This window comes from Arenibacter hampyeongensis (genome assembly GCF_002909255.1).
Classification (GTDB): Bacteria; Bacteroidota; Bacteroidia; order Flavobacteriales; family Flavobacteriaceae; genus Arenibacter; species Arenibacter hampyeongensis.
In genome coordinates, this window is record NZ_PIOB01000001.1 from 262,294 (window position 1) to 280,545 (window position 18,252).

An 18,252-nucleotide genomic window follows, 5' to 3' on the forward strand; every position below is an offset into this window, starting at 1 on the left:
GTTTATATTGACACACCATTTTGGAGGTCCAATCTCATTAACGAATCTGTTTGTTTATCCTCGCCTATGTAGTAAGGATGGCTACCAAACTTATAAAACCCCAATTTTTCATAAAACTTTATGGCTTTAGTGTTCAGTTCCCAAACACCGAGCCACACATAATATTTGTTTTTGGCCCTTGCCATTGAAATTACCTGTGTCAACAACCAGGCTCCAATTCCCCGACCTTGAAATTCGCCCAAAACATAAATACGTTCCAACTCCATGGAATTATTATCCTTAATATCGGATTGAGATCCATTTTCATTCATTTTAATATACCCCACTAAAATGGCATCGTTGTAGGCAAAATAAAAAGATGAATTGTTGTCAAGAAGCTCCTTGTTGAGTGCTTTCTCGCCAAAGGCAGAATTAAGATAAGCCTTAAAATCTTCGGGATTATTATCTTTTTCAAAAGCTTCTATAAAAGTCCTTCTGCTTAGATTAGCCAAAACCTCCAAATCGGCAATGGAGCAAGGCTCCAAATATAGTTTCATTTCTAAATTTTTGTTACCTAAAAATACAATTTTCAACTCGGCTAAACACCAAAAAAAAGGGAGCAATACTTGGTAGTATTGCTCCCTTTAAAAATTTTGATTTATGCCTACAGCATAAATAATTTTTTTGTCAATCGTACAATGCCTCTGAAAAAGTCATTTCGATAAACTTGAATTTCTTCCTGCGAAGGGGCGTGGCTCATTTGGGCTTCCATAGTAAAAGAGGTTTAAAGGTTTAGTAGTTGTTAAATTTGGGGTTTAACTTCCGTTATTAATGCAATATAATTCAGATTAACGCAATATTTAAAAAATTGTTGTGAAATAAGCCTTAATTGTTGTATGCGTATAAAAATAGTTATTTACATCGAAATATGACCACTACCAAAATGTTAAATTTCCATTTCAGGAATATCCCCCTCAACAATTAAATTGCCTTCTGTGGCCTTGATAATTTCTTCAACACTTATGCCCGGGGCCCTTTCCAACAATTGAAATCCTTTTGGGGTTACGTCAAGTACAGCAAGGTTTGTCACAATCTTTTTTACACATCCCACACCGGTCAAGGGTAAGGAGCATTTCTTCAACAATTTGGATTCACCCTCCCGGTTGGTGTGCATCATAGCAACAATGATATTCTCAGCAGAAGCCACAAGATCCATAGCCCCTCCCATTCCCTTTACCATTTTTCCCGGAATTTTCCAATTGGCAATATCACCATTTTCAGAAACCTCCATTGCGCCTAAAATGGTAAGGTCTACATGTTGACCGCGAATCATCCCAAAACTCGTTACAGAGTCGAAAAACGAGGCTCCCGGTAGTGTTGTAATGGTTTGCTTGCCAGCATTTATGATATCGGCATCCTCTTCCCCTTCAAACGGGAACGGTCCCATTCCCAACACCCCATTTTCACTTTGAAATTCCACACTTATATCGTCCCTTACAAAATTGGCCACCAAGGTAGGTATTCCAATTCCAAGGTTTACGTAATACCCGTCCTTCACTTCCTTTGCAATGCGTTTTGCTATTCCGTTTTTATCCAACATTATTGTTGATTTGATAATTAGTTAATTTGATAATTTGGCACGTTTGCTTGTACCTATAATTTTCGAGATAATTCTAATGAGAGATTTTAACTCTGAAAAAAGTGCTTCTTGCGGATTTGGATAATGCCTTGAGGCTTGGCAAAGTTCGATCCAATATAAAGTTTCATCAGCCTCTTTAGCAGCAATCTTAAATTTATGTACAAAATCGGCAGTACTTTCTCCATTTTGAGCCTCCCAAGTATTTGCTCCTATAGATGTTCCACTTTTAAACAATTGAGATGCCATTTCATATTTATTTAATGCTCTTAATTCTTCACAATATTCAATAATTTGCAAGGAGAAATCGAAAGTTTTCTTAACTATTAAATTTTCCTTATCATTCCTCATATTATCAAATTTTCAAATCAGATAACTTTCAAATCAATTAACTTTCCGTACTGTCAACTGCTCAATTCTTTTCTCGTAATTTTCTCCTTGAAAAATACGTTGAATAAAAATTCCTGGAACGTGAATTTGGTTGGGGTCCAGCTGCCCTGCAGGTACCAGTTCCTCCACCTCAGCCACTGTAATCTTGGCAGCGCCACACATGGCCGGATTAAAGTTTCGGGCAGTTCCCTTAAATATTAGATTCCCCGCCTCATCGCCCTTCCAAGCCTTGACAAAGGAAAAATCTGCCTTAAAGGCTTCTTCCAATACATACATTTTTCCATTAAACTCCCTAGTTTCCTTTCCTTCGGCCACTTCGGTTCCATAACCGGCAGGAGTATAAAAAGCCGGAAAACCAGCCTGGGCGGCCCTACATTTCTCCGCTAAAGTACCTTGAGGCGTTAATTCCACCTCCAACTCCCCGCTTAACATTTGTCGCTCAAACTCATCATTTTCACCCACGTAGGAAGATATCATTTTATTGATCTGGCGTTTGTGCAACAATAAGCCAAGGCCAAAATCGTCCACTCCGGCATTATTGGAGATGCAGGTTAAATCCTTTACCCCCAGCTTCACTAAATGCGTAATTGCATTCTCTGGAATTCCACATAATCCAAATCCTCCGAGCATAAAAGTCATACCGTCCTTAACCCCTTGTAATGCCTCTTCAACGTTGGCTACTCTTTTACGTATCATAAAAATCGACTTAGTTAAACCTAATCCTTGATATCTCTAAAATACGGGTTTTTAACGAAAAATGCCCTTAACTTTTGAATAAAAGTAAGGGCATTCTTGGCTATGATTTTTTAATATACTAAAAATCCAAATCGTCTTCTATATCTATTTTATTATCCTCCTCCATTGATGCCTTGGAACAATCCACATTTATGGATAAATTCTCAGGCTTTTCAAATTCTCCTTCGGAAACGCCCAATTCCTTGTTGGCATAGTTCTTTTTCATATACAATCCCCAAATTGGCAAAGCCATGGAAGCTCCTTGTCCGTAGGTAATAGTCCTAAAATGGACCGCTTTGTCATCTCCACCTACCCACACTCCGGTGACCAGGTTGGGTACCATCCCCATAAACCAACCATCACTTTGGTTTTGGGTAGTACCTGTTTTACCGGCAATTGGGTTTTTAAATTCATAAGGATAACCAGTAATGACCTCCTTAAATTCCGCTCTATATTTCTCTGCTCCTGTAGTCCTTAATCTAGTTCCCGATCCGCCTTGGGTTACCCCGGACATAAGATCTACCATGGCATAGGACACATCCTTACTAAGAACATCTTTTGTTTCCGGCACATACTCGTAAAGTACCGTACCATTTTTGTCCTCTATTCTGGTTACCATAACGGGTTTAACATATACCCCTTGGTTGGCAAAGGTGCCATAGGCGCCTACCATCTCATAAACATTAAGGTCCGCAGTTCCCAAGGCAATGGAAGGTACCTCTGGGATTTCTCCGGTAATTCCCAAATTTTTGGCAATGGAAACCACCGCTTTGGGACCAACCCTGTCTATTAATTGAGCGGTTACGGTATTCACTGAATTTGCCAATGCATTTTTAAGTGTAAGCATTTCCCCGGAATATTTTCCATCGGAATTCTTTGGGCACCATGGATCTGGGTTTCCGTGTTTATTGGCCTCAATACAATATTGATTGTCCGGAAGGACATCACAGGGCGAAAGACGCAATTGATCTATGGCCGCGGCATACACAAAGGGCTTAAAAGTAGACCCAACCTGCCTAGCTCCTTGAATAACATTATCATACTGAAAATGCTTGTAGTCTATACCTCCAACCCACGCCTTAACGTGCCCTGATTGGGGTTCCATGGACATCATCGCGGTCTTAAGAAAGGATTTATAATATTTAATGGAATCCATTGGGGTCAATACCGTATCCTTTTCCTTGGTCTCGCTATTCCAATCAAAAACCGTCATCTCCACTGGCTCGTTAAAGGAAGCCCTTATTTCCTTTTCATTTTTCCCTTGATCCTTTAGGTTGTGCCACCTATGTGAAGATTTTATAGCCCTCTCCATAATCCCATCTATTTCGCCAGGAATCTGTTCAATAAAGGGAGCAGTTTTATTTCGATCAGGGGTGTTTTGATGAAAAAACTCGGCTTGCAATCTTTTCATATGTTCGACAACAGCGTCCTCCGCATTTTGCTGCATGCGGGAATCTATGGTGGTGTAAATGCGCAGCCCATCCTTATATATATCCCATTTATCCCTTTCTCCCTTTAAGGCCGGCTTGGGATTTTTCTTAGCCCATTGGTTCATAAAACCCTGAAGGTACATTCTAAAATACGTGGCAATACCCTCACGATGCGATTCTGGATTATAATTGATATCCATTTTTAAGGCCAGTAGCGAATCTTTTTCAGCCTCACTGATAAATTCAAATTTCCCCATCTGGCTTAATACCAGATTTCTCTTTTTTCTAGTTAATTCTTCACGCCTTAATGGATTGTAGTACGAAGAATTCTGAAGCATGCCTACAAGCATGGCGGATTCTTCTATTTTTAGATTTTTGGGCTCTTTCCCGAAATAAATTCGCGAGGCCGAACGGATACCATCCGCATTATTACCAAAATCATAAATGTTGAGGTACATTTTGATTATTTCTTCTTTGGTATAACTACGCTCCAGTTGTGTGGCAATAACCCACTCCTTAGCTTTCTGTTTTATGGTCTCGAATTTGTTCCTCGATCGTACCCCTACAAAAAGCTGACGCGCCAATTGTTGTGAAATGGTACTCGCTCCCCCCCGTTTTCCCAAAAAGACAACAGCGCGTAGTACTCCAATGGCATCAATCCCGGAATGTTCGTAATAACGCACATCCTCACTGGCGACCAAAGCGTCGACCAAATTCTTAGGCAAATCTCTGTAATCAACATCGGTACGGTTGTCATCCAAGTAATACTTCCCTAGTGTCTCTCCATCGGAAGAAATAACCTCGGAGGCCAGTTTGGTTTGGGGGTTTTCCAAAGTCTCAAAAGTTGGCAGTTCCCCGAAAAAACCCCATGAAGCCGATAGGAACAGTAAAGCGATTGCGAAAATTCCGGTCGCAAATAGGATCCAAAACCACTTAATGAATTTAAAAAAATTGTTGTTGCTTTTCTTTTTCTTCTTGGTAGCTGTTGCCATAAGCCTACTGATTACTTTTTTCGATTAGATATCCCACATCGGTGACACCTTCCAGTTCGACAATTCCATCTACTTGGCCATTTTTACGCATGGCATGGGAAATTTCTAATTTATATACGCCTGAAGTCGGGAAAACGACGTTTTCCTTGTACCATAATTTGTTTTCCTTTAAACTACCATAACCTGTTCCCAACCATTTTCCATCCGCCTCGGACATTTCATATTCCAGGGTATCGCGCTGCATATCCCCGTTTGGAAACTGTAATTCTGCAATTAAAAAGAGGTTGCTATAGGGGTAGGTTCCATCATTCCTGACGTTGATGAACATGTTGTACTTTTGAAGGGTATCCAATTCATTAAAAGAGAACGCTATAGTACTATCCTTGTTCCAACTTCCATTCTGTGTTGGACTGTAAACAGATTTTACAGTTTTCCCATCGCAAGAAACCATAAAAACTACTAACAAAAATGCACCTAAACTTTTAAGCATTATTGGCAGGTCTTTTTTTATAATTTGTTCTCTTCTTTTTCTTGTTGTTCCTATTGGACCTCTTTTTCTTAGGGGTATCAAAACGGGTTAAACTGTCCTGACCTACCACATTCTCAAATACCTTTTCCTCTTCTAGAACATTTTCCACGGCGTATTCCTCCAAACTGGCTACTTTCTCCCTCTTCTTGTTCTTTTCCAAAACCTCAATTACCTGGTCCTTGGATAAGATATGCCAATTAGCTGGTTCGTCCTTATACGAAAACCAAAGAGAAGCTTTAAAAATATCTACTTTCTGACAAAAAGCCATTCCTTTTTCAGTGAAAAGCTTGGTGTCTTGACCAGGAAAATCCTTTAACGCATCCAAATAAACATCCAGTTCGTAATTTAGACAACATTTTAGTTTTCCACATTGTCCGGCAAGTTTTTGTGGATTAAGGGAAAGTTGCTGATAACGGGCGGCAGAGGTACTTACGGATCTAAAATCCGTTAACCAGGTAGAGCAGCACAATTCCCTGCCACAAGAACCTATCCCACCCAAACGTTGGGCTTCTTGTCGGTAACCGATTTGTCTCATTTCTATACGGATTCCAAAAGCTTTGGCCATATCCTTGATCAACTGACGGAAATCAACACGCTCTTCTGCGGTGTAATAAAATGTAGCCTTGGAACCATCACCTTGAAATTCCACATCGGAGATTTTCATCTGCAATTTTAGAACTATGGCTATTTCCCTGGCCCTCTTTTTAATTTCCTCTTCCCTATCCCTGCATTTTTGCCAAATATCGATATCCTTTTGGGAGGCCTTTCGGTAAAGTTTGGGAAGTTCAGGATTATTGTAATCCTCCTTTTTCTTCTTCATTTGTACCCTTACCAATTCCCCAGTAAGTGTAACCATACCCACATCATGACCGGAAGTAGCCTGTGAAGCCACTATGTCACCAATGGAAAGTGAAAGATTTTCGGAATTTCTAAAGAATTCTTTTCTGCTATTTTTAAAACGGACTTCCACACAATCAAATGGTTTTTCACCATTTGGCAGTGACATATTGGAAAGCCAATCAAATACCGTCAATTTATTACAGCCGTCAGTGCCACAAGTACCATTGTTCTTGCACCCTTTAGGCTGTCCGTCCTTACCGGTTGAACAACTGCTACAACCCATATTTCGTATCTTGGTTTAGTAAAAATGTAACACTTTTACTAAAAAAGGTTCATAAAATTATTAAACGTAAAGATAGTGTTTTTTTAATGCGATGAAAAGAAAGAGTACCGTTGTCAGCGTTAAGCTTTACTTAAACCATGAAAAATAACCCCTAACAGAAGTATTAATTATTAAACCCTGCCTTAAGATGACAAAATATACCGGCCATTTTTTGAAGGCTCCTAGTTCAGAAATAATTGCTTAAGCATCCTAAAAAACAAACCTTCCGTCATTATTAAAAAATCCTATTTGCAATAGAACCTCAACAAAAGACCTACTTCTTGTACTTTAGTACTGCCGATCTGCCCTTTTTAAAAATTTTGTTGCTCACCACTTTTCCCTTTCTTAGTCGTTTTTGTTCTTCAAAAGGCAATTCATGAATTTCCTTACATTCCAAGGAACAGCATTCGTTCATGGCCTTGGCACAAGCAACACATTGAATAAAAAGAAGATGGCAGGCCTCATTGGCACAATTTACGTGATTGTCACATGGGTTGCCGCATTGATGGCAATGGGCAATGACATCGTCTGTAATCCGTTCTCCCCTACGGTGATCAAAAACAAAATTCTTCCCAAGAAATTTATTCTCCAGATTAAGATCATTTACCTGACGGGTATATTCTATAATACCGCCTTCCAATTGATAAACATTCTTAAAACCCTTGTGTTTGTAATAGGCACTGGCCTTTTCGCACCTAATACCGCCAGTACAGTACATTACCAATTTTTTATCCTCTTTATGGTCTGCAAGATCTTTTTCTATAATATCCAGCGAATCCCTAAACGTATCAACATCTGGGGTAATGGCATTCTTAAAATGTCCTATTTCACTCTCGTAATGATTCCGCATGTCCACCAAAATAGTATCGGAATCTTCAATAAGTTCGTTAAATTTTATTGCATCTACATGAATTCCTTTATTGGTAACATCAAATGAGTCATCATTTAATCCATCCGCCACGATTTTTTCACGAACCTTCACCTTTAATTTTAAAAATGATTTGTTGTCCTGTTCAATGGCTACATTCAATCTAACATTTTCCAAAAAGGTGATGCTGTCCAAATGGGCCTTAAATGACCTGAAATTTTCAGCAGGAACGGACAACTGCGCATTAATACCTTCATGGGCCACATAAATACGGCCTAGAACATCCAGTTCGTTCCAGTGAATAAATAAATGATTTCGAAAAATTGACGGATTGCCAATACGTGCATATTGATAGAAAGAAATGGTTAGGCGTTCCAATCCCGCCTCCTCTATAAGGGCCTCCCTTTCCTTTGCACTTAAGGTATTGTACAGTTGCATGCTATACCAATATTTTAAGTTAAAGAATTATTTAAGAGCGCAAAAATAGGATTTATACACCGGGATTAAAAGGATTAATGTCAGTTTTTACATTTCGGACGACTCAGAATCAACTATATAAACCCAGAGAAATATTACGGGGGTGGAATCTATTTAGGGTCCCATAAAAGTAAAAAAGGATCTTGAAGATATCAAGACCCTTTTTAAGGTCAATATTGCTTTTTCTTTTTCATAGAATTACAATAAAATATTGACCCACAACCCTTATTGTTTTACCAGAACAATAAGCAACCTAATTTGAGTTAGTTATTTTTTAGATGCGATAAATAAAAAAAGGTTGCGTCCAAGGCCACGATTAATTAAGGTCAATCGTAAAAAAACGAATAAAACTGAAGTCGCACATTCCACAAATGCCTTTAAAATATAGTATTGACAAATATTTTGTACTGTTCAATAAAAAATTTTCAATTTAAATAATCTCCCATTTTCTTCGCATAAAATCCTTGCCATTGGTGGTATTATGCAAAAAGAATTGGTATTTTAGCGTCCCTAATATGATATGAAAATGAGTTCCGAAAAAGAAGCAAAATTAAAAGCACTTAAACTTACCCTAGATAAATTGGATAAAACTTACGGAAAAGGTGCCGTAATGAAGATGGGCGATAGTATAGTACAGGACGTAGAAGTGATTTCCTCCGGTTCCTTGGGATTGGATGTAGCACTCGGTGTAGGTGGATATCCACGTGGTAGGGTAATAGAAATATATGGACCTGAATCCTCTGGTAAGACCACACTTACGCTCCACGCCATGGCTGAGGCACAAAAAAACGGGGGTATTGCTGCTTTTATTGATGCGGAACATGCATTTGACCGTTTTTATGCCCAAAAACTGGGAGTGGATATTGACAACCTGATCATTTCCCAACCTGATAACGGGGAACAAGCCTTGGAAATAGCAGATAACCTTATTCGTTCTGGCGCTATTGATATCGTGGTTATCGACTCCGTTGCCGCCTTGACTCCAAAAAGTGAAATAGAAGGCGAAATGGGCGACTCCAAAATGGGTCTTCATGCCCGATTAATGTCACAAGCCCTTAGAAAGCTTACAGGTTCTATTAGCAAAACAAATTGTACCGTAATCTTCATTAACCAATTAAGGGAAAAAATAGGAGTAATGTTCGGTAACCCGGAAACAACCACTGGTGGTAACGCCCTCAAGTTTTACGCCTCGGTGAGACTGGATATTAGACGATCTACCCAGATTAAGGATACCGATGGTGCCGTGCAAGGTAACAAGACACGTGTTAAGGTGGTAAAAAATAAGGTTGCCCCTCCATTCAGGACCGCCGAATTTGATATTATGTACGGTGAAGGAATTTCAAAGGTTGGGGAGATAATTGACTTGGGAGTCGAATTCGAAATAATTAAGAAAAGTGGGTCATGGTTCAGCTATGGTGACACCAAGCTTGGACAGGGTAGGGATGCCGTAAAAAGTTTACTTCTGGATAATCCCGAACTACTCGAAGAACTCGAAGGCAAAATAAAAGAAGCCATCAAAACAGTAAAAGCATAAATTTAAAATCCCGATCTAATCGGGATTTTTTTTTTCTACACGCAACCTTTATTTCCTATTTACATCTTATAGCAAAAAGAAATTGCTATGAAATTGACTTGCCTTTAAAGATTCTGGAATATCTCGGATTTTTTTAAGGTAGAAATTTCTAAAACCATTTAAAACAAACTAAATATTAAAAACATGAAACGAGTATTCTTTTTGCTGCTTGTTGCCTCTTTTACACTAATAACATCTTGTGACATAGATGATGATGTTAACTATCATTTTGAAGCTTTACAGGTGAAATCTGTAGAAATGCCAGAGGCATTTGATTACGGTGAAATCTATAAAATAAAAGTTACTTACTTTAGACCTAATAATTGTACCTTTTTCGAAGGTTTTGATGTGGTCAAGGAGGATATAACCACCAGAAAAGTAGTTACGATTGGCACCGTGATCGAAGATGAGGACGAATGTACCGGGGCTGGCGAGGACTTAGTTGCCACGTTTAACTTTGAGGTTTTATATGATCAGCCATATTTATTTAGATATTGGACAGGTGAAGATGCAAACGGAGAGCCAACCTATTTAGAGATTACCGTACCGGTCAATGAAGACAGTTCGGCCATAGTGTTGCCGGCCAATGAAAACGGGTCGACCATAATTAAGAATTAGTTATTAACCCAATCCATATTTTGAGTAATCCGGTAGAGCTCATTAATAGTTGCAAAAAGGGGGATAGACAAGCACAAGAACAGTTATACCGTGATTATTCCCGGGTACTGTTCGGTATTTGTCTTAAATACTCACGCAATAAAACGGAGGCGGAAGATAACCTACATGATAGTTTTATGACTATCTATAGTAAAATAGAACAGTTTAAGCATCAAGGTTCTTTTGAAGGCTGGATAAAGCGTATTACAGTAAATACAGTACTTCAAAAATATAGAAAAGAGGAAAACTTAACAGTGGTTTCCGAAAATATAGAGGAGGAGGCACCAGAGGATTCAGGTTATGTAAATCTAGATTTGGCCACCTTGTTAAGTTATATACAAGAGCTTCCAAACAAATATCGCTTGACCTTCAATCTATATGTACTGGATGGTTATAGTCATAAGGAAATAAGTGAAATGCTAGGAACGTCCTTGGGGACTTCCAAATCCAATCTTGCCCGGGCAAGAATGATATTAAAAGAAAAAATTGAGGCAAATAAGGCAGGGATCATTATGGAAGGGTAAACCCTCCCCGTCATGATTACTGTTGAACAATTGAAAACATGAGTGAGAATAATTTAGACAAATTATTTCAAGAGAAGTTGGCACACTTCCAAGAAGTTCCGGACGAAAAAATCTGGAATTCGATTGCCGCTTCCTTGGATAGAAAGAAACGATCCCGCATGCTTATCCCGCTATGGTGGAAAGTTGGAGGAGTGGCAGCAATACTTACCATCCTCTTTTTTGCGATCAATCCTTTTTCTACCTCCAATTCGGTAGTACCAATCATTACGGATGTAGAAAACAACACCCCCAATGCAAAGGATGACAACACCTTAAAGGACTCAACACCTGGAGCATCTGGCATCACGGTCATTGAGGAGAAATCCACAGAGGAAAATAAGATTAAATCGACCAAACAAACAGAACAAGAAAAAATTACCAAACCTTTTGGCAGTCAGGAAAGTATTGTTGCTAGCGGTAAAACCAAAAACAATACCCCGGCAATAGACCAAAAAATCGTACCTGAAAACGACGCTGTGGCCAATAGCTTGGCCGAAAATCGAAAGGACAATGTTGGGTTTGATAAAAATGATGGCAAGGAAATTCCCGACACCTTAGAAAATGAGCCATCGGATAACAAATTAGGCCCAAAGAATCTTCCCACTATTGTTGAAGAAAAATTGGTTAATCAGGAAGTTGACAAGGCAAACAAAAAGGCAAACAAAAAAGAAGGGAATAACCCAGAGGTCGCCCCTGAGACCGTTCCAGCCAATAAAAAATCCATTTTGGAGGCTATTGAAGAAAATGAGGTTGTTGATGTTGATGAAACCCCTAATGGAAAATGGTCCGCCGGGCCCAGTGTAGCCCCTGTTTACTTTAATGGTATGGGTGAGGGATCCCCCATCAACTCTATATTGGCCTCCAATACAAAGACTGGCAATGTAACGCTAAGCTACGGTATTACTGTAGCCTATGAGATTTCCAAAAAACTAAGTGTACGCTCCGGTGTACATAAGGTAGATTACGGCTATGACACCAATGATGTTTCCTTTACGTCTTCATTCAACGCCTCTTCTGGCAACCAACTAAGGAATATTGATTATTCCAATGACTCCCAATCCATTATTTTGAATAATTCAAATAGTGAAAATGTAATTCCTAAACCAGGTTCTGTATTTGCTCAGGATGTTACCGGCAAAAACCCTACCCGCTTAGGAACTATGGGACAACAATTTGGTTATCTGGAAGTACCTTTGGAATTAAATTACGCCCTCTTGGACCGTAAATTTGGGGTTAACATCATAGGAGGTGTAAGTTCTCTTTTTCTTACGGATAATTCAGTGATTTTGGAATCCAATGGACAGACAACTGATGTGGGGGAAGCCAACAATATCAACTCCGTCAATTTTAGCACCAACTTTGGACTTGGACTTAATTATAAATTCACCCCGAAGCTTAAATTTAATGTGGAGCCAGTCTTCAAATATCAATTGAATACCTTTTCCAACTCTTCTGGAAATTTTAACCCTTATTCATTGGGAGTTTACAGTGGGTTTAGTTTTAAGTTTTAATGCCAAGTCTTGTTTATTACCTGGAAATGGCCTTGGTTGCGCATTTAATGTCCGGAGCCTGAATGTTGGAGTTCTTTCAAAATTACGTTTCTAACCTTCTCCCGAAGTTTTATTTTTTCCTGCCCGTTTAGTTGATCGGTAGCAAAAAATCTGTGTACCTTAACCCTTAACCTACCTGGACCTCCACTATAAAATGTAAAGGAAAAACGTTTTTTATTGTCGTAGAAGGTCATAGGAACAATGGGGATATTGTGTGCAATGGCCATTTTAAAGGCCCCGTCCTTAAACTCATCCAAAAGTATATTTTCATCAGGCACACCTCCTTCAGGAAAAATGCAGATACTCAACCCTTGATGCAACCTTTTCTGCGCCCGCCTATAAACAGCCGTTCTACTTTTAGAGCTTTCCCTATCCACCATAATACACACCCTCCTATAGAAAAACCCAAATAGCGGAATATTCCCCAATTCCTTCTTGCCGATAAAAACGAATGGATTTTTGCTTACTCTTAGCATCAACATTATATCCAACATACTGGTATGGTTGGCTACCAACATATAACTTCCCCCTTTTTTCATTCTTTGTTCCCTCTGTATTTGTGGGAAACAGCCCATACCGTACAGAATAACGCTGGCCCATATATTACGCGCCATCCAAAAAAACTGCCGATAAGTTTTTTCGGAAATGGTAAAAAGAACTAGAAAGGGAAACATTAACAGGATCGGGAATACCACCAAAATATAGAACCAAATTCTGTATAATGTATGGCCTATTTTCTTAGAGTTCAAAAGCATGAGATCAAAAGTAATAATTTTAGTCCTTTTTTAAGATTTCTTTTACCTTTGTCCTTCGTTGAAAATAAAATAATGGCAAGAATCTTAACAGGTATACAAAGTACAGGGACCCCTCATCTTGGGAATATCTTGGGAGCAATTATCCCAGCGATAGAAATGGCAAACAATCCAGAAAACGAGTCCTTTCTCTTTATTGCGGATATGCACTCGCTTACCCAAATCAAGAATGGGAAGGAGCTACGGCACAATACCTACGCAGTGGCCGCTACCTGGCTGGCATTTGGTCTGGATATAAATAAAACTGCCTTTTATCGCCAAAGTGATATTCCACAGACCGCAGAACTTGCCTGGTACCTAAGTTGCTTTTTTCCATACCAACGATTAACACTTGCCCACTCTTTTAAAGATAAGGCAGATCGATTGGATGATGTTAATGCCGGCTTATTTTTCTATCCTATGTTAATGGCAGCGGACATACTTTTATACGATGCACATATAGTTCCTGTTGGCAAGGACCAAATGCAGCATTTGGAAATGACCCGTGACGTGGCCTCTAGGTTTCACGCCCAACTGGGGGAAACCTTTGTAATGCCAGATGGAAAGGTACAGGAAGATACTATGTATATCCCAGGTACCGATGGCACAAAAATGAGCAAAAGCAAAGGGAATTTAATAAGTCTTTTTCAAACCGATAAACAATTGCGTAAACAAATTATGGGTATACAAACGGACAGCACTCCCATGGAAGAACCTAAAGACCCGGAAACCGATAACGTTTTTGCCCTGTATAAAATTCTGGCTTCTGAAAATCAGGTTTCAGAAATGAGGTCAAACTATACAAATGGCAATTATGGCTACGGACATGCCAAACAAGCGCTATATGAAGTAGTACTGGAGCGGTTTGGTGAGGCTAGGGAAAAATTCGATTATTATATGAACAACTTAAATGAATTGGATGAAGCCTTGGCCGTTGGCGCGGAAAAAGCCAAAAAAGTGGCCGATGAGGTCTTGAATAGGGTAAGAACTAAAGTGGGGTATTGATTTTTCACCGGCTTCCAACCATTTAAATATTTACTTCGTAAATTGAGGCTTCTATCCATGAACCGATGGCACGAATTAAATGTAATATTCTAATTTCCGTTATTTGGCTATATACTGCTGTACTATTTGCCGTTCCCAAGAATTATCCAGGGAATAATTACCCCAATATATCTTCTTCAAGCCTAAACCAACAACTGGAAATTAACGGCATAGTGATTGACCAAGTGACAGGGAAAGCAATCCCTTTTTGCAATATAGGAATTGCATCTTCCCCATGGGGAACTGCAAGCAACGAGTTGGGAGAGTTTGTAATTAAGTTAGACTCCTTACCTGCCAAACTAATTTTTACACATATAAATTATAACAAATACATAGTTGAAGTTGACCAAACCAAAAACCTTATTGTTGAGTTAACCCCTTCTTCCAATGTATTGGAAGAGGTTACCGTAACAGCATCCAAAAAGGACGCCTATGCCTTGGAGCTAGCTAAAAAGGCCTTTCAAAAAGCCAATAATCAATCTCCTAAATCCAATTACGGCAGAGCCTTCTATAGACAGAAATCAAAAAATGGCGATCAATATTCCGAGTTTTCGGAAATTATTTATGACATACGCTATAATGCGCTAGGAATAGAAGATTGGGACATTATTGAAGGCCGATATGCATTAAAACCAGGAGGCCTTCACAATAGGAACTATACTCTTTTAACGCGATTGATCTCTCCATTTCAACCTGACACTGAAGAGGTTATTTTTCCTATGCACCCTGCTTTGGAAGTCTTTTACGACATCTATGTTAAAGAATATATAGAATCCAATAGCGACAAAATTGCCGTATTAAAGTTCAAGCCCATAAAAACCAACAAAACGCCAACTTTCGAGGCGGAAGTGTACATCAACAGTAAAACCTACGACATCCTAAAAATTACAGGCAATCTTTCCAGTGACGACTTAAAATTTGTTCAGCTTGTGAATAACAACAATAACTCATGGCAAAACTATAATATCTCATTTGAAATGGCTTACAGCCTAGAAAATACAAACAATTCCGCTATAGATTATATTAATATTGCCCAAGAATTTGACTACTATATAAACGACAATTTTGAGTTTCATACAACGTCCTCCTCAAACCTAACTTTTTTTGAAAATTACGTCCCCACATCTAGAAAAAAATTGGGAGGGCAGTTCGGGAAGAACAAAACTGACTGGCAAAAACTCGACGAAATAGGTTACAACGAAAAATTTTGGGAAGACAATCCCATTGTAAAAAGAACACCGGTAGAGGAAGAAGTAATAGCTTCCTTTGCAAAGGTAGGTGCATTTGGCTCCATTTTCCTCAACAGCAAAGATCAGGTGGCATTGATGCAATCCAATTTAACCAATGATCCATTTATTGGAGATTTGGGAACATCCGTTAACCAATATAATAATTACAACCCGGTGGAAAAGGTTTTTCTGCATACGGACAAAGAATTATTTGCAACAGGTGAAACCATATGGTTCAGCGGGTATGCTGTTTTGGGGCCCTATCATCATTTTTCTCTCGGCAGCAGGGTACTTCATGTGGATCTAATTGGTCCGCAAAATGAAATCGTGCTTTCCCAAACCCATGAAATTATCAATGGTAAGGCCATTGGCTCCATGGATTTACCCAGCAACCTTAATGCGGGCAATTATCAATTGCGTGCCTATAGCAATTGGATGCGAAATTCCGATCATGATTTCTTTTTTACCAAAACAATACAGGTCTTCAATAATGATAGTACTCCGATAGTTGCCATGCCGAAAGAGGATAAAATTGATTTGCAAATCTTCCCTGAAGGTGGGCACCTGGTTGCCAATTTAGTTGGACAAGTAGCATTTAAAGCAATTGGAAATGATGGTCTAGACAGGAATATTAAAGGGCAAATTGTTGATTCGAACGGAAAATTCATTGCCGCCTTGGCCACAATAGATAGAGGTTCCGGTTTTTTCAATCTTAAACCACAAGTAGGAGAAAAATATTCGGTCATCCTCGACGATGGCAGCAAATTCCCACTACCTGAAGTAATGAGTGAGGGATATGCATTGACGGCATATAACGTAAGTCCAAAAAGCATTCAAGTAAAAATTCAGGCCTCGGAAACTCTGAAAGAGCAATCATTTTATGTAGTTGGCCATATAAACAATAAAAAATACTATCAAGGCAAATTTAATTTTGAAGGTGAACCGGCCGTAAATTTTGAAATTCCCAAAAGTAAAATGCCTAGCGGAATCATGACAATTACCCTATTTGATTCACAAAAAAAACCGTGGAGTGAACGTATCGTATTTATCAACAATCAGGATGAATTGGTAATTAATGCCAATTTAAGTCCTAAAAATTTTAAGGATAGAAGTGAAATTACCATAGATGTACATGTATCTGACACCGATGGCAGGCCTGTTATGGCCGAACTTTCCATGGCCGCAACAGACGCAGATCAAGGCTTAAAAAGTCCAAATTCTTCCAACATTTTAACGCATCTTTTAATACAATCTGACATTAAGGGCCATATTTCCGATCCCGGAATTCTATTTCTCAACCAGAAAAAAGCAACACTGCACGCCCTGGATTTGGTAATGCTGACCCATGGCTGGCGAAAAATTCCATGGCCTGAAATTAAAACTGTGTCCAATTCATCCAAAGAATACATTTTTGCAAAAGGGCTTACCATATCGGGTATGGCTACAGATTTAAACAACAAGCCTTTGGCCAACACCCATTTGACCGTAATTGCGAAATCAGGGGAGCAATTGGGAATGCTTTCGGCAAGGACCGCTTTGGATGGAAGTTTTGCCATACCAGATTTTAACTTTAAGGACTCGACCCATATTGCATTTAACGCATTTGATTCCTCTGACAGCCCTATTGACGTAAAAATTACCTTGGACAAACAGCAAAATACTCTTCCACGACCCCAGTTTAAGACTTTACATTTCCAAACCGGAAAATATGAGCAAATTCCCCATCCACAAAGAAATCCCGTTCCGGCGTTCGATTTAAGTAAAACAACAAAACTTGACGAAGTCATTATTACTGAGAAAAAGGCCGAGAAATCTAGAAATGCCTCTCCATCGGTATATGGACAAAACCCCGATGCTACTTTATATATGGAAGATAACGGCTCTGCCCAAACGGTACTTGATCTGGTAAGAAGATTTGCAGGAGTAAGCGTAAATGGTAATACAGTAAGTATAAGAAATGGAGGCACCCCATTATGGGTGCTAAACGGAGTGCCGGTGAACAATGATAATCCTTCGGCATCCTCCCAAGCCAGGTCTGCCCAGAGACAAGGAACTTCCACTGACCAAGGTGCAGGAAGTGCCGTACCGGTAAACCTCTCCTTATCCATACAGCAATCCATTACCCCTGGGCCCGTACCTACATATATTGCTACCATGGACACTTATACCGTTGAAAGAGTGGAAATCCTAAAAGGCCCATCAGCAGCCATTTATGGGTCTAGAGGGGGCAATGGGGTCATCCTAATCTACACAAAAAGAGGGGGGGCTAAAACTATTGCTCCAGCAGTATCCCCAGATTTTACCGTTTTAGGCCATGCCCCAGAGCGAGAATTTTACTCCCCAAAATACAATGTTCAATTAGACGAAAATAGTGCTCCTGATAACCGTGCCATCCTCTATTGGAATCCATCATTTACTACTGATAAATATGGAAAGGCAAGACTCATATTCTACAATTCGGATAAAGCCAAAAAAATTCAGGTGCACTTAGAGGGGTTATCCCTGTACGGAACTCCCGGGAATTATCTTCAATCCTTTGGTGTAAAGGATTAATATTCAATAGTAAATCTTTAGTCCTCTCGAATAAACAAAAAACCACCTAGTCGGTTTAGGTCTCCCATCGACCGAGCATTTCATTAAAAACCAA

The 18,252-nt window shown here is 39.3% G+C and carries 15 protein-coding genes; 6 read left to right on the top strand and 9 right to left on the bottom strand.

Translation table 11 applies throughout. The features are described 5' to 3' along the window. Window positions 1-2: 2 nt before the first annotated feature. From CWD91_RS01130 to trhO, 8 genes are all read right to left on the bottom strand, one after another. On the bottom strand, window positions 3-536 hold the full coding sequence (locus CWD91_RS01130; protein ID WP_103439843.1) for a GNAT family N-acetyltransferase: 534 nt from the start codon (window positions 534-536) through the stop codon (window positions 3-5). A gap of 389 nt (window positions 537-925) precedes the next feature. Further along, window positions 926-1,579 (bottom strand): CoA transferase subunit B, encoded by a 654-nt coding sequence (locus tag CWD91_RS01135; RefSeq protein ID WP_103439114.1) that lies wholly within the window; start codon window positions 1,577-1,579, stop codon window positions 926-928. Between the two features lie 21 nt (window positions 1,580-1,600). Then, window positions 1,601-1,966, bottom strand: coding sequence for a four helix bundle protein (locus CWD91_RS01140; protein WP_103439115.1), 366 nt, complete (start codon window positions 1,964-1,966; stop codon window positions 1,601-1,603). 33 nt (window positions 1,967-1,999) lie between these two features. Then, on the bottom strand, window positions 2,000-2,701 hold the full coding sequence (locus tag CWD91_RS01145) for a CoA transferase subunit A (protein WP_103439116.1): 702 nt from the start codon (window positions 2,699-2,701) through the stop codon (window positions 2,000-2,002). 118 nt (window positions 2,702-2,819) lie between these two features. Next, entirely contained in the window at window positions 2,820-5,162 is a 2,343-nt protein-coding gene (locus CWD91_RS01150; protein WP_103439117.1) for a penicillin-binding protein 1A, read from the bottom strand. Between the two features lie 4 nt (window positions 5,163-5,166). After that, window positions 5,167-5,652, bottom strand: a complete 486-nt coding sequence (locus CWD91_RS01155; RefSeq protein WP_103439118.1) for a gliding motility lipoprotein GldH — start codon at window positions 5,650-5,652, stop codon at window positions 5,167-5,169. Beyond that, a complete protein-coding gene (locus tag CWD91_RS01160) occupies window positions 5,645-6,814 on the bottom strand; it encodes a PSP1 domain-containing protein (RefSeq protein ID WP_103439119.1) in 1,170 nt (389 codons plus the stop codon). Before CWD91_RS01160 ends, CWD91_RS01155 begins: the two co-directional genes overlap by 8 nt. A 313-nt stretch (window positions 6,815-7,127) precedes the next feature. Beyond that, complete coding sequence (gene trhO / locus CWD91_RS01165; RefSeq protein ID WP_103439120.1) at window positions 7,128-8,159, bottom strand: oxygen-dependent tRNA uridine(34) hydroxylase TrhO; 1,032 nt, start codon at window positions 8,157-8,159, stop codon at window positions 7,128-7,130. A gap of 565 nt (window positions 8,160-8,724) precedes the next feature. On the opposite strand from trhO, the gene recA reads away from it, so the two are divergent. From recA to CWD91_RS01185, 4 genes are all read left to right on the top strand, one after another. Further along, window positions 8,725-9,732: a recombinase RecA gene (gene recA / locus CWD91_RS01170; RefSeq protein ID WP_103439121.1), complete on the top strand. Its 1,008-nt coding sequence runs from the start codon at window positions 8,725-8,727 to the stop codon at window positions 9,730-9,732. 183 nt (window positions 9,733-9,915) lie between these two features. After that, entirely contained in the window at window positions 9,916-10,389 is a 474-nt protein-coding gene (locus CWD91_RS01175) for a hypothetical protein (protein ID WP_103439122.1), read from the top strand. A 20-nt stretch (window positions 10,390-10,409) separates the two neighbouring features. Continuing rightward, window positions 10,410-10,952: an RNA polymerase sigma factor gene (locus CWD91_RS01180; RefSeq protein WP_103439123.1), complete on the top strand. Its 543-nt coding sequence runs from the start codon at window positions 10,410-10,412 to the stop codon at window positions 10,950-10,952. Between the two features lie 38 nt (window positions 10,953-10,990). After that, window positions 10,991-12,502: a hypothetical protein gene (locus tag CWD91_RS01185; RefSeq protein ID WP_103439124.1), complete on the top strand. Its 1,512-nt coding sequence runs from the start codon at window positions 10,991-10,993 to the stop codon at window positions 12,500-12,502. A 44-nt stretch (window positions 12,503-12,546) separates the two neighbouring features. On the opposite strand, the gene CWD91_RS01190 is transcribed toward CWD91_RS01185, so the two are convergent. Further along, on the bottom strand, window positions 12,547-13,296 hold the full coding sequence (locus CWD91_RS01190) for a lysophospholipid acyltransferase family protein (RefSeq protein ID WP_103439125.1): 750 nt from the start codon (window positions 13,294-13,296) through the stop codon (window positions 12,547-12,549). A gap of 72 nt (window positions 13,297-13,368) precedes the next feature. Here CWD91_RS01190 and trpS point away from each other — a divergent pair, with 72 nt between their 5' ends. Together trpS and CWD91_RS01200 are read left to right on the top strand one after the other, a co-directional pair. Further along, complete coding sequence (gene trpS / locus CWD91_RS01195) at window positions 13,369-14,337, top strand: tryptophan--tRNA ligase (RefSeq protein WP_103439844.1); 969 nt, start codon at window positions 13,369-13,371, stop codon at window positions 14,335-14,337. Between the two features lie 65 nt (window positions 14,338-14,402). Next, a complete protein-coding gene (locus CWD91_RS01200; protein WP_103439126.1) occupies window positions 14,403-18,158 on the top strand; it encodes a carboxypeptidase-like regulatory domain-containing protein in 3,756 nt (1,251 codons plus the stop codon). Window positions 18,159-18,252 lie beyond the last annotated feature (94 nt).

Coding starts and splice junctions, on each gene's coding strand:
- CWD91_RS01135 (WP_103439114.1), bottom strand. CDS start 1,579: ATGTTGGATAAAAACGGAATAGCAAAACGCATTGCAAAGGAAGTGAAG.
- CWD91_RS01190 (WP_103439125.1), bottom strand. CDS start 13,296: ATGCTTTTGAACTCTAAGAAAATAGGCCATACATTATACAGAATTTGG.
- CWD91_RS01130 (WP_103439843.1), bottom strand. CDS start 536: ATGAAACTATATTTGGAGCCTTGCTCCATTGCCGATTTGGAGGTTTTG.
- CWD91_RS01185 (WP_103439124.1), top strand. CDS start 10,991: ATGAGTGAGAATAATTTAGACAAATTATTTCAAGAGAAGTTGGCACAC.
- CWD91_RS01150 (WP_103439117.1), bottom strand. CDS start 5,162: ATGGCAACAGCTACCAAGAAGAAAAAGAAAAGCAACAACAATTTTTTT.
- CWD91_RS01145 (WP_103439116.1), bottom strand. CDS start 2,701: ATGATACGTAAAAGAGTAGCCAACGTTGAAGAGGCATTACAAGGGGTT.
- trhO (WP_103439120.1), bottom strand. CDS start 8,159: ATGCAACTGTACAATACCTTAAGTGCAAAGGAAAGGGAGGCCCTTATA.
- CWD91_RS01140 (WP_103439115.1), bottom strand. CDS start 1,966: ATGAGGAATGATAAGGAAAATTTAATAGTTAAGAAAACTTTCGATTTC.
- CWD91_RS01155 (WP_103439118.1), bottom strand. CDS start 5,652: ATGCTTAAAAGTTTAGGTGCATTTTTGTTAGTAGTTTTTATGGTTTCT.
- trpS (WP_103439844.1), top strand. CDS start 13,369: ATGGCAAGAATCTTAACAGGTATACAAAGTACAGGGACCCCTCATCTT.
- CWD91_RS01175 (WP_103439122.1), top strand. CDS start 9,916: ATGAAACGAGTATTCTTTTTGCTGCTTGTTGCCTCTTTTACACTAATA.
- CWD91_RS01200 (WP_103439126.1), top strand. CDS start 14,403: ATGGCACGAATTAAATGTAATATTCTAATTTCCGTTATTTGGCTATAT.
- recA (WP_103439121.1), top strand. CDS start 8,725: ATGAGTTCCGAAAAAGAAGCAAAATTAAAAGCACTTAAACTTACCCTA.
- CWD91_RS01160 (WP_103439119.1), bottom strand. CDS start 6,814: ATGGGTTGTAGCAGTTGTTCAACCGGTAAGGACGGACAGCCTAAAGGG.